Consider the following 12,358-nt stretch of genomic DNA (forward strand, 5'->3'; position numbering starts at 1 on the left):
GGTCTCCCTGGTGTTGCCAGGGAGACCGGACAGGCGCTCTACTTCGCGGAGCTCGGCAGGCGGGTTACTTCGAGGCGCCGGCCTTCTCGGCGACCGACTCCTCGGCGTCCTCGCTCTCGGCGGGCTGGCCGGCCTTCGTGCTCGCCTTGGTGCCCTTGACCGACGGGATGACGACCGTCGCGGTGCCAACGGGCACGGGCGTCGGGTTGCTCGGCGGGATCGACGCGGGCATCGAGCCCGTGTCGGTGGACTCGGGGACCTCGGGCTCTGCCTCGGTGCCGTCGCCGACGACAGCGAAGCGGGCCTGCTGTGCCGGGGTCGCCCCGGACATGCCCTTCGACTTCGACGGCAGGGCGGGCTTGGCCGGTGCGGCTTCGGTCGGTGTACCGAGCATGCCCCGCAGCTCGTCCAGGTACGAGTTGATCGAGTCGTGCTGGCGGGTCAGGTCCTCGAGCTGGTGCTGCGCGGCCGACCGGCTCGACTCCGCCTCGGCACGGGCGTCGTCGATCGTCTGCTCCGCGAACTCCCTGGCCTCGGCCACGATGCGGTCCGCGGACTTGCGGGCGTCGGCCACCAGGTCCTTGACGTAGACGTCCGACTCCGAGCGGATCTTCTCCGACTGCTCGAGGGCAACGGCCACGCGCTTCTCGGCCTCTGCCGCGTGCTCCTCCGCGGTGCTGACCAGCTTGGCCATCTCGGCCTTCGCCGTCTCGTGCCGTTCGGCGAGCTCCTTCTCGACGCTCTCCTTGCGGGTGGCGATGTCGAGCTCGGCCTGGGCGAGTGCCGCACGGGCCTGCTCGCGCAGCTCCTCCATCTCGGTGGTGACGGCGTTGGCCGCCTCGGCCGCCTGGCGGCGTGCCTCCGAGAGGATCTGCTCGGCCTCGGCCCGGGCGCTGGACAGCATCGCGGAGGAGTCGCGCTCGGCGGACTCGCGCTGCTCGCTCGTCTGGGCTGCGACCTCGGCACGGAGCTTGGCGGCGTCCGCCTCGGTCTTGACGCGCAGCTCGGTGGTCTCGCGCTCGACGGTCGAACGCAGGGTGCCGAGCTCGCGCTCGAGGCTGGCCCGGCGCTCGCTCTCCTCCGCGTTGATCGCGCTGGCGATCTGCGCGGACTCGCGCTCGGCGGAACCCACGAGCTCCTCGGCGCGGCGCTGCGCGGCCAGCAGGTGACCCTCGGCCTCCGCCGCCATCGTGGTGCGGATCTCCTCGGCCTCGCGGCGGGCGCTGGCGAGCATCTCGGCGACCTCGGACTCGGCGCGCGAGCGCACCTGCCCCGCGGACAGCTTCGCCCGCGCCATGATGTCGGCGGCCTGCTGGTTGGCCTGGTTGATGATGTCGGTCGACTGGTCCTCGGCCGAACGCAGCAGCAGCTCGATGCGGGAGCCGAGGCCGGCGTACGAAGGCTTCTCGGTCTCGCGCAGATTGCGCTTGGCGTCGTTGAGGTCCTGGGTGAGCTGCATGGCGCGGCTGTCAGAGGCCTCGACCTGGCGCCGTGCCTCTTCGAGGGCGTGATTCAACCGGTCCAGGTGCGCATGCACCTGATCGCGGTCGTATCCGCGCATTGCAGTCGGAAAGAGCGAGCGCTCGTCGGACACGGTGCAGACCTCCAGTGTCGGAACTTGGTGAGGCGCGGGTCAGGCTCCCCCCTGGGACGCCGCCTATTCCGGCCGTCCGGCGCCCAGGATACGTGCCTTGTGCGGATGTGGATACTCCCGCTAGCGGATGCAATGTACGTATTGCATGGAATACTCTCGCTGGCCCCGCGCGACCTGGCCCGCGCGATCCATCCTGCGCGACCCGGTGGCGGTTCAGGCGCGCTCGGTGAACTCGGTGAAGGAAGCGTGAGAATCCCGACCGAACCGCACAAGCACGCCCGTCATTGGACAGGGCTCCTCGTTCGGTCCCTATGCTGGAACATCCACCTGATCGACGGGCCGCGCGCCCAAAATTCGAAGGGAATCGGTGGTGCAACGCTTTCTGGCAATCCTCCTGATCCTTGCCGGACTCGGCGGGATCGGTTACGGGGTTGCGACGGCAACCGTCCTGCGCGAGTCCGACACAGTTGTCGCGACCGCGACCCCCAGCGGTGACGGAACCATGGTCGTGACCGAGCCCGGCGTACTTGGCCTGGTCGACGACCAGGTGACCGTGCGAGCCACTGTCCCGGAGGGGCAGAAGGTCACGCTGGCGCTCGGGTCCGACGTCGACGTGCTCGGCTGGGTGGGCCAGGATCCCTACGACTCGGTGACCGGGCTGTCCTCCTGGGAGACGCTGAGCGTCGTCCCGGGTACCGGTGCCACCCCCGAGGGGGAAGCGGCAGAGGGCGAAGAGGCAGAGGGGTCGGGCGAGAAGCCAGGCACCGGCCCCGATCCCGCCGGGTCCGACATGTGGATCTCCGAGGTGAGCGGCGAGACCGCCGTCCAGATGCGCTGGACCGAGCAGCCCGGCCGCACGGTCCTGCTGGCCGCAGGCGTCGGCGAGGGCGCGGAGGCGCCAACGCTGGAGTTCACCTGGCCTCGCCCCGTGAACACCCCGTTCCTGTGGCCCGGTGTGCTGGGCGGTGGCTTCCTCCTGATCCTCGGCGTCTTCCTGGCCATCGGCGCACGTCGTAAGAACCGCGGCTCCGGCAAGGGACGCTCGTCGTCCACCGGCCGTGCCCGGAAGGCGGACTCCGACCTGTCGCGCCGGGACACGGTCTTCGAGGTGGACGGCGACCAGTCGAGCCCGGCCGCGCACGAGCCGGCCGCGGCCTTCCCGCCCGCGCTGGGCGACCCTGCCGACGGCGGGACGGCGGTCTACCCGCCTGCCGCCCGAGAGCTGCCGGGCCGTGACACGCCCGAGCGTGGTCGGCCGGAGCGTGGCCCCGAGCGTGGCAGGCCCGGGCACGAGCCCGTACGGCCTCCGGAACGGGGTCTGCCCGAACCCGAGCAGGACCACACGCGCACCTGGGGGCCGCCGGCCCCGTTCGGTGGAGCGGCGCCCATCACCCCGCCCCCGGTTCCCGAGCAGGCTCCCGAACCGGTCGCCGCCCCCGCGGCGTCCGTCCGCGGGATCCGGCGTCGCCGGGGCCAGGCGCCCGGGGCGGCACCCGTGCCCACCGGGCAGCCCCCGGCAGAGCGGACGCCGTTCGGCGCAGGCACACCCGAACAGGCACCGGCCCAGGCGCCGGCCGCCGCACGGGCCGAGCCGGCCGCTCCCGCGGCGCCGGGCAGGCCACTGACCCGACGCGAGATGCGCCTGCGCGAGCAGGCGCAGCTCAGGGCCGCGACGGGCGCCATGCCCACCGTCCCCGCGTCCGAACCCGAACCCGAGCCCGAGCCGGAGACACCGAACAGCCGGGCTGCCGCGTGGCGCCAGACCTGGGGCGTCACCGGGAACGACGGAGGTAACTCATGAGGCGCTCCACGACCCGCGTCACGGCCGTGGTCGCAACCGTGCTCGCCACAGGGCTGCTCACCGGCTGCGCCGAGGAGCTGCCGACCCCGACGCCGGAAGCACCCGTCGCGCAGGCGGTCGTCACGGAGTCCCAGGAACGCAAGATCCTGGACGACGTGGCGAGTGTCGTCGGCAAGGTGACCAAGTCCAGCGAGGCGAAGTCCCTCGGCTCGCGGCTGACCGGTCCGGCGCTCGACATCCGCGAGACGCAGCTCAAGGTCGCCGGCGCCCGCAAGGACAGCGAGCCGCTGACCGACCTGAGCATGGAGATGCAGCAGGTCATCCTGCCGTCGGACCAGGAGTGGCCGCGCAGCAGCTTCGCCATCACGGTGCAGCCGAAGGACCTCACGACGCCGGTCCTGATGGCCTTCGACCAGGCCACCGCGCGCGACCAGTACAAGCTGTGGGGCTGGGTGCGCCTGCTGCCTGGCGTGACCATGCCGCGGTTCGCCGAGGCCCAGCTCGGCAGCCCCGCCGTCCCGCCGGACGACGAGAGCTTGAAGGTGACGCCCGCCGACGCGATCAAGCAGTACGCGTCGGTGCTCACCGTCGACAAGGACTCGAAGTACGCCGACACCTTCAGCGACGACGACCTGCGCCAGTTCTTCCGGGACTACGGCAAGCTCCAGGTCGACGCGATCAACAAGGAGAAGTGCGACGGCGACTTCAAGGTGGAGTACGAGCCGACGAAGGATCCGGTGAAGGCGGTCCGTACGGCAGACGGCGGTGCCCTCGTGATGGCGGCGATGATCAGCCAGGAGACGATCACCGCCAAGGAGGAAGGCTGCGAGATCGGCCCGCCGACCGAGACGACCCAGGCGCTCTGGGGCGACGCCGACGTCAGCAACGTGGTCGAGGTCAACTACAAGGACATCGTGGCGATGTACGTGCCGCCCAAGGACTCGGACGACCAGGTCAGCCTGGTCGGCTACGAGCACGTGCCGAGCTCGGTCTCGAACGGCTGACCAGGCCGGCCAACCGACCAGCAGCCGCCGCTAGGGTGGCCTCCGTGAACCTACGGAGGCCACCCTCGCTGCTTTCCGGAGCGCTGTCCGTCGCCCGACGGCGAAGCGCCCGTCAGCAGGTCGTCCGACGGCGGGGCGCCGCCCGCCTGGTCGTGGCCGGCGCCGTCGCGGTGCTGGTCGCCGGCTGCACCGCGGAGCCGCCGACGCCCGAGGCCGACGCGCCGGTGGTCGCGGCGGTGGTCAGCGAGACCCAGGAGCTGAAGATCCTGGACCGGGTCTCGACGGTCGTGGCCGAGGCGGACCGGGCCGACGAGGCGAGCTCGCTGGCCGCACGGCTGTCCGGGCCGGCGCTCGGCATGCGCGAGGCGGAGCTGAAGCTCGCGGCGGCCCGCGGCGACGACAAGCTGCTGACCAACCTGTCGCTGGAGATGCAGCAGGTGGTGCTGCCGTCCGAGCAGGGCTGGCCGCGCAGCAGCTACGGCATCGGGGTCACGCCGAAGGGCAAGGGCTCGCCGGTCCTCGCGGCCTTCGAGCAGGCATCCGCACGGGAGCAGTACAAGCTCTGGGGCTACGTCCAGCTCCTGCCGGACATCACCATGCCCCGCTTCGCGGAGGCTGCCCTCGGCAGCCCGGCGGTGGCGGCGGACGACACGACGCTCAAGGTCACGCCAGAGGCAGCCGTCGCACAGTACGCGTCGGTGCTGACGCACGACGAGCGCTCTCGGTACGCCGAGGCCTTTCCCGACGACTACCTCCGACGGCTGATCCGGTCGTACGGCGAGCTCCAGGTCGAGGCCATCGAGGCGAAGGACGGCAGGGGCACCTTCGAGATCGAGTACGAGCCGACGGACGACCCGGTCAAGGCGGTCCGTACGGTCGACGGCGGTGCGCTGGTCCTCGGGGCGCTGACCAGCCGGGAGACGGTCCGGGCCGAGGAGAACTGGAAGCTCGGCCCGCCCACGCCGTCGGCGAGGGCGCTGTGGGGCTCCGCCGAGCAGACCAACGTGGTGCGGATCGCCTACCGGGACATCGTCGCCCTGTACGTGCCGCCCAAGGACTCGGACACCCGGATCAGCGCGGTCGGCCACCACCGAGTGCCTTACGACGTCTCGAACGACTGACCGCGGGGCCGGTCAGGTCGCCGCTCGCCGATTCTCGCTGACAGCGGAGTTCGGCGGGTGCGCGCCCGCACGGTCATTAGGATTGCCCCCATGAGCAGTCCGTCCCCTCAGCCCGGGCCCGCCCGGAGCGCACAGCCCGAGTTCGCGGTGCGCGGCGCCGTCGACCTGTCCGCCCTCAGCCGACCCCAGGCCCCGCCGCCCGGTGAGCCCGGCGGCGCCCCCGAAGCCGGTGGCTTCGTGGTGGACGTCAGCGAGGCGAACTTCGAGCAGCTCGTTCGTGACTCGTCCACCTATCCGGTGGTGATGCTGATCTGGATCCCGACCGACCAGGCGAACGCCGAGCTCGGCGGCACGCTGGGCCGCCTCGCCGACGAGTACGGCGGACGGTTCCTCCTCGGCCGCGTCGACGCGCAGGCCTACCCGCAGGTCGCCGCGGCCTTCCAGGTGCAGGGTGTGCCGACGGTGGTGGCCGTGCTGCAGGGCCAGCCCCTGCCGCTGTTCCAGGGCGCCGCGGAGGAGCAGCAGATCCGCGGCGTGCTGGACCAGGTCCTGGCGGCCGCCGAGCAGAACGGCGTCAACGGCCGTGCCCCGGGCGCCGCACCCGCGGCGGCCGAGGCCGAGCAGCCGCTGCCGCCGTTGCCGCCGCTCCACCAGGAGGCGTACGACGCGATCGAGCGCGACGACCTCGACGCCGCCGTTGCCGCCTACGAGAAGGCCCTGCGGCAGGACCCCAAGGACTCGGACGCGACGGCCGGCCTCGCGCAGGTGCGCCTGATGCAGCGCACCCGGGACGCCGACCTCGCCGCGGCGCGCAAGGCCGCTGCGGACGCGCCGTCCGACGTCGACGCCGCGCTCGCCGTCGCCGACCTGGACATGCTGGGCGGCAAGGTGGATGACGCGTTCGCACGTCTGCTCGACCTGCTGCCCGGCGCGGACGCCGACGACAAGGAGAAGCTCCGCGTACGGCTGCTGGAGCTCTTCGAGCTCGCCGGCACGGGGGACCCGCGGGTGAGCAAGGCGCGCAAGCGCCTGGCGATCAGCCTCTACTGACCTGCTCCACCGTTGAGTGCTGGGTTTTTGTGCCGATCGAGGCCTCGGCAGCACAAAAACCCAGCACTCAGCTACGGGGTTCGGGGACGAGGACCAGGGCGCCCAGCGGCGGGACCCGGACCACGGCCGACCACGCGCGGCCGTGGTGGGGTACCGGTTCGGCCTGCACGCGGCCCATGTTGCCCACGCCGGAGCCGCCGTAGACGGTCGCGTCGGTGTTCAGCACCTCGCGCCACACGGAGGCAGCGGTCGGCTCGGCGGCGATGGCACGGGCCTCGGCAGGCTCGACCCGTGAGGGCTCGACGGACGACGAGGCCGTGCCGACCGACGGCGAAGGGGCATCGGCCAGCGGCAGCGTCGGCAGCGGCAGCCGGTAACCCTCGTGGGGCACGCCGGCGAAGTTCACGACCACCACCACCGGGTCGCCCGACCGCGACCGGCGCACGTAGGCCAGCACGTTGTGGTCGGCGTCGTCACCCTCGAGCCACTCGAACCCGGTGTGGTCGAAGTCCAGCTCCCACAGCGCAGGCGTCGCGCGGTAGAGCGCGTTCAGGTCCCGGACCAGGTGCTGCACACCCGCGTGCCCGGCGTCGCCCAGCAGGTCCCAGCGCAGGCCTTCGGACTCGGCCCACTCCGAGTCCTGCGCGAACTCGCACCCCATGAACAGAAGCTGCTTGCCCGGATGGGTCCACTGGTAGGCGAGGAAGGACCGCACGCCGGCGAGCTGCTGCCACCGGTCGCCCGGCATCTTCCCGAGCAGCGACCCCTTGCCGTGCACCACCTCGTCGTGGCTGATCGGGAGCACGAACTGCTCGCTGAAGGCGTACACCAGCGAGAACGTCAGCTCGCCGTGGTGGTAGCGCCGGTTGTACGGGTCCTCGGCCAGGTAGCGGAGGGTGTCGTTCATCCAGCCCATGTTCCACTTCAGGCCGAAGCCCAGCCCTCCGCTGGAGGTCGGGCCGGTGACCTGGGGGAACGCGGTCGACTCCTCGGCGATCATCATGACGCCGGGTGTGCGCCGGTAGGCGGTCGCGTTGGCCTCCTGGATGAAGGCGATGGCCTCCAGGTTCTCCCGCCCGCCGTGCACGTTGGGGGTCCACTCGCCGTCCTTGCGGGAGTAGTCGAGGTAGAGCATGGAGGCGACGGCGTCCACGCGCAGCGCGTCGACGTGGAACTCCTCGAACCAGTAGGTCGCGTTCGCCACCAGGAAGTTGCGCACCTCGCGGCGACCGAAGTCGAAGATCAGCGTGCCCCAGTCCTGCTGCTCGCCGCGCCGGGGGTCGGGGTGCTCGTACAGGGGCGAGCCGTCGAAGCGGGCGAGGGCGAACTCGTCGCGCGGGAAGTGCGCGGGCACCCAGTCGAGGATGACGCCGATCCCCGCCTGGTGGAGCCGGTCCACGAGGTGGCGGAAGTCGTCGGGCGACCCGAACCGCGAGGTCGGCGCGTAGTAGCTGGTGACCTGGTAACCCCACGACCCCCCGTACGGGTGCTCCGCGACGGGCAGCAGCTCGACGTGCGTGAACCCCTGCTCGCTGACGTAGGCGGTGAGCTGCTCCGCGAGCTCGCGGTAGCCGAGGCCCGGCCGCCACGAGCCCAGGTGCACCTCGTACACGCTCAGCGGCCCGGAGTGCGGGTCGGTCGCCGTCCGCGCGGCGATCCACGCGTCGTCGTGCCACTCGTGGCTCGAGGCGGTCACGACGCTCGCCGTCGCGGGCGGCTGCTCCGTCGCCTTGGCGAGGGGGTCCGCCTTCGCGCGCCAGACGCCGTCGGCCCCCAGGATCTCGTACTTGTACCGCAGGCCCGGGCCGACGTCGGGGACGAAGAGCTCCCACACGCCCGTGGAACCGAGCGACCGCATGGGGTGCGTACCGCCCCAGCCGTTGTGGTCGCCGACGAGCCGCACGCCGCGGGCGTTGGGCGCCCACACGGCGAAGGCGACGCCGGCGATGTCGCCCGTCGCGCTCGGGTACCGGTGCAGGTTGGCGCCGAGCACCTGCCAGAGCTGCTCGTGCCTGCCCTCGCCGATCAGGTGCAGGTCCACCTCGCCGAGGGTGGGCAGGAACCGGTACGGGTCGTCGGACGTCCAGGTGTCCGTGCCCGACCGGGTGCGGATGCGGTAGTCGGGGGCGTGTCTGGTCCCGTCGGGGCCCTCTGTCGTCGGCACGACGGCGGCCCACACGCCCGCACCCTGGTGCGTCGCGGCCACCTCTGTGTCACCGCCCGGGCCCGAGGTGGTCACCACCACCTCGTCGGCAAGCGGCCGCAGGGCGCGCACCACCGCCTGGGGCCCATCGAGCAGATGGGGGCCGAGCACGTTGTGCGGATCGTGGTGGGTTCCGGACGCGATAGCGGTCAGGACCTCGAGGTCGACGTCGGGCAGGTCTGCCATGGGTTCACCCTTCCATGAGGAGCAGGTGACGTGCGACACGTCTGGGCCGGTAGGGGTCACGAGGCGAGGACGCGTTCGACGGCGGTCAGCGGGATGTGCATCCACGCGGGCCGGTGCCGGAACTCGTAGACCACCTCGTACAGCGCCTTGTCCAGGACGAGCGCGCGCAGCAGCAGCTCGGCGGTGGCGACGGAGAGCCCGCTGCCGGACGTCGACGCGCCGCTGGCCTCGCGGTACCCCTCGGTGTCTTCTGGTCGGGGCACCGCTTCGCTCCGTTCCGGGCGAGTGCCTCGTTCCTCGGCCCTCACCCTGCTCTGCGCTTCGCGGTACCCCTCGAGAAAGCTGATCTGGGCGTGCCCCGCCCAGTGCGGGTCCGTCGCCTGCCCGACGGCGGCCGCGTAGTCGAGCGACCGGAGCAGCCCTGCGACGTCGCGCAGCGGCAGGTCGGGCGCCACCCGTTCGGACACGGGGCGCTGCGGCTCGCCCTCGAAGTCGAGCACCTTCCAGCCGTCCGGTGAGTAGAGGGCCTGGCCGAGGTGCAGGTCGCCGTGGATGGACTGCAGGGGCACGAGCCCGCCGGCGTGCTCGGCGACGGCGGACAGGCGGTCGCTCACGGCGTCGAACAGCGCGGTGACGCCCGCGCGGTGCGGGGCAAGGTCCGGGACGTCGGCGAACGCCTCGGCGGCGCGCCGCCGCAGCACCCCCATGAAGCTTGCCGGTTCGAGCCCGGGGCCCGGGCCGAGCGCGTCGAGCAGCACGGCGTGCAGCTGTGCGACGACGGCCCCGAGCTCCGCGGCCCGCTCCCCGAAGTCCTCGTCGCGCGACGCGTACGCGCACGCGAGCTCGAAGCCGTCGGTGGCCTCGGTGACCAGCTCCGAGAGCACGGCGAGGTGGGCGAGCGGCGACGCGTCGAGGTCGTCGGGCACCGGCAGCACGACCGCGCCCAGGAACCGGGGCACACCGTCCCACCCGGCGCGGGTCAGGGCCTCCGGGATCACGACGTCCGGGTGCGGGCCCAGCGCCACGGTCCGCAGGATCTTGAGCATGCCGCCCCGACCCCCGTGCGCGGACAGGGTGGGAAGCATCACCGACGTGTTGGACTGCTCGCCGGAGATGCGACGCGCGCCGGCGAGCTCGGCGCAGTCCTCCGGCTCGCACGCCTCCGGCAGGGCGGCGGTGAGGTAGGCGTGCCAGGCGGCGGGGTGGACCCCGCCGTCGTGCACCGTCGCGGTGCCGGACGCCGTCGCCACCGTACCGATCAGGCCCGCCGCCTCGGTCTCGGCGGTGTCGGCCTCCGGCTCCGCCGTGGGGGTCAGGACCAGCGGGACCTGGATCACCAGCGAGTCGGAGCCCGCGGCGAGGCCGGGGCCGGCCAGCCGCAGGAGGGCGACGACGACGTCGGCGACCCCCGGGAAGGTGACGGTGAGCCACGGCTCGTGCGTCACCCCCTCGGCGGGCACCGGGTACCAGCGCTGCTGGGGCAGCCACGTGTCGAGCAGCCGCAGCACCTCCGGGGGGAGGTGCGCGGCCCCTGGGGAGACGTGGACGAGTCGCGCGGGGCTCACACCTCTCGCGCCTGCCCTGCCGTGTCGTCGGCCTCCGCCCGCGTCGGCGGGGCCAGCACCAGCCAGTAGAAGTCGCGCGCACCCCACGTCATGGTCAGGATCCCGTCGTCGCCGACGCTCGGGAACCCGGCGCCGCCGAACACGTCGGTGAGCGTCCAGCCGGCGTAGCCGGCCAGCTTGACCGTGGACGAGCGCGCCGTCGCGGACAGGTTGGCGGCCACCAGGATGGTCTCCTCGGCGGAGGACCTGGTGAACGCGATGACCGACTCGTCGTTGCAGTCGAGCGCCGTGAAGTCGCCGGTCCCGAACGTGGGGTGCAGGCGCCGGAACGCCAGCATGTTGTGCATCCAGTGCAGCAGCGACGTCGGCTGCGCGAGCTGCGCCTCGACGTTCGTGTGCTGGTAGTGGTGCACCAGCGACTGGACGAGCGGCAGGTAGAGCTTGCCCGGGTCGGCGGTGGAGAAGCCGGCGTTGCGGTCCGGCGTCCACTGCATGGGGGTGCGTACCGCGTCGCGGTCGGGCAGCCAGATGTTGTCGCCCATGCCGATCTCGTCGCCGTAGTAGAGGCACGGGGTGCCCGGCAGCGAGAGCAGCAGCGCGTTGGCCAGCTCGATCTCCTTGCGGGCGTTGTCCAGCAGCGGCGCGAGCCGCCGCCGGATGCCCACGTTGGCTCGCATCCGCGGGTCGGGGGCGTACCAGCCGTACATGCTCGCGCGCTCCTCCGTGGACACCATCTCCAGGGTGAGCTCGTCGTGGTTGCGCAGGAACGTGCTCCACTGGCCACCCGCGGGGATCGCGGGGGTGTCCGCCAGGATCTCCAGGAGCTGGCGGGCCCGCTGGTCGCGGATCGCGTAGAAGATCCGGGGCATCACGGGGAAGTGGAAGCACATGTGGCACTCGGGCTCGTCGTCCGTGCCGAAGTACTCCACCACGTCCGCCGGCCACTGGTTGGCCTCGGCGAGCAGGATGCGGCCCGGGAACTCCGTGTCCACCATGCGCCGAACCGTGCGCAGGAACCCGTGCGTCTCGGGCAGGTTCTCGCAGTTGGTGCCCTCGGCCTCGAACAGGTACGGCACCGCGTCCAGGCGGAAGCCGTCCACGCCGAGCTGCAGCCAGAACCGTGCGACGTCGAGCATCGCCTCGACCACGCGCGGGTTCTCGAAGTTAAGGTCGGGCTGGTGGCTGAAGAACCGGTGCCAGAAGTACTGCCGCCGCACCGGGTCGAAGGTCCAGTTCGACGTCTCGGTGTCCACGAAGATGATGCGCGCGCCCTCGTACCGCGTGGGGTCGTCGCTCCACACGTAGAAGTCGCCGTACGGGCCCTCCGGGTCGGCACGCGAGGCCTGGAACCACGGGTGCGCGTCGCTGGTGTGGTTCATGACCAGGTCGATCACCACGCGGATGCCGCGTTCGTGCGCCGCGGTGATCAGGTCGCTGAAGTCCGAGATGGTGCCGAACTGCGGCGAGACGGCCGTGAAGTCCGCGACGTCGTACCCGCCGTCGCGCAGCGGCGACGGGAAGAACGGCGGCAGCCAGAGGCAGTCGACGCCCAGCCACTCGAGGTAGTCGAGCCGTTCGACGAGCCCGCGCAGGTCGCCGGTCCCGTTGTCGCCCGAGTCGGAGAACGACCGGATCATGACCTCGTAGAAGACGGCCTTCTTGTACCACTCGGGGTCGTTCGACAGCCCCTTGCGCCGGGCGTCGACGCGTGGCTGTCGACGGGGTGGCAGCGCCTGGACCGGCACCGGCACCGACGGCGGGTTCGGCATGCTGGGCCGTTCGGGCTGTGCGCCGTCGGCCCGAAGCGGATGACCCTCTGGCGGCCCGACGGCGG

The 12,358-nt window shown here is 72.1% G+C and carries 8 protein-coding genes; 4 read left to right on the forward strand and 4 right to left on the reverse strand.

Annotated elements, in window-relative coordinates:
- Window positions 1-64 precede the first annotated feature (64 nt).
- On the reverse strand, window positions 65-1,594 hold the full coding sequence (locus tag ACFWE2_RS08425) for a DivIVA domain-containing protein (RefSeq protein WP_377223763.1): 1,530 nt from the start codon (window positions 1,592-1,594) through the stop codon (window positions 65-67).
- Window positions 1,595-1,964: 370 nt separating this feature from the next.
- Here ACFWE2_RS08425 and ACFWE2_RS08430 point away from each other — a divergent pair, with 370 nt between their 5' ends.
- The 4 genes from ACFWE2_RS08430 (at window position 1,965) to ACFWE2_RS08445 (ending at window position 6,570) form a co-directional block, all read left to right on the forward strand.
- On the forward strand, window positions 1,965-3,395 hold the full coding sequence (locus ACFWE2_RS08430; protein ID WP_377223764.1) for a hypothetical protein: 1,431 nt from the start codon (window positions 1,965-1,967) through the stop codon (window positions 3,393-3,395).
- Window positions 3,392-4,399 (forward strand): hypothetical protein, encoded by a 1,008-nt coding sequence (locus tag ACFWE2_RS08435; RefSeq protein ID WP_377223765.1) that lies wholly within the window; start codon window positions 3,392-3,394, stop codon window positions 4,397-4,399. Before ACFWE2_RS08430 ends, ACFWE2_RS08435 begins: the two co-directional genes overlap by 4 nt.
- Window positions 4,400-4,443: 44 nt before the next feature.
- A complete protein-coding gene (locus tag ACFWE2_RS08440; RefSeq protein ID WP_377223766.1) occupies window positions 4,444-5,520 on the forward strand; it encodes a hypothetical protein in 1,077 nt (358 codons plus the stop codon).
- A gap of 90 nt (window positions 5,521-5,610) precedes the next feature.
- A complete protein-coding gene (locus tag ACFWE2_RS08445; RefSeq protein WP_377223767.1) occupies window positions 5,611-6,570 on the forward strand; it encodes a tetratricopeptide repeat protein in 960 nt (319 codons plus the stop codon).
- A gap of 67 nt (window positions 6,571-6,637) precedes the next feature.
- Here ACFWE2_RS08445 and glgB read toward each other — a convergent pair whose 3' ends face one another.
- The 3 genes from glgB to treS are packed head-to-tail and all read right to left on the reverse strand — an operon-like array spanning window position 6,638 to window position 12,293.
- Window positions 6,638-8,959, reverse strand: a complete 2,322-nt coding sequence (gene glgB, locus ACFWE2_RS08450; protein ID WP_377223768.1) for a 1,4-alpha-glucan branching protein GlgB — start codon at window positions 8,957-8,959, stop codon at window positions 6,638-6,640.
- A 56-nt stretch (window positions 8,960-9,015) separates the two neighbouring features.
- A complete protein-coding gene (locus ACFWE2_RS08455) occupies window positions 9,016-10,524 on the reverse strand; it encodes an aminoglycoside phosphotransferase (RefSeq protein WP_377223769.1) in 1,509 nt (502 codons plus the stop codon).
- A complete protein-coding gene (gene treS / locus ACFWE2_RS08460; protein ID WP_377223784.1) occupies window positions 10,521-12,293 on the reverse strand; it encodes a maltose alpha-D-glucosyltransferase in 1,773 nt (590 codons plus the stop codon). The genes ACFWE2_RS08455 and treS overlap by 4 nt, the downstream gene beginning before the upstream one ends.
- Between the last annotated feature and the right edge of the window lie 65 nt (window positions 12,294-12,358).

The sequence above is a fragment of the Promicromonospora sp. NPDC060271 genome, assembly GCF_042726755.1.
Taxonomy (GTDB): Bacteria; Actinomycetota; Actinomycetes; order Actinomycetales; family Cellulomonadaceae; genus Promicromonospora.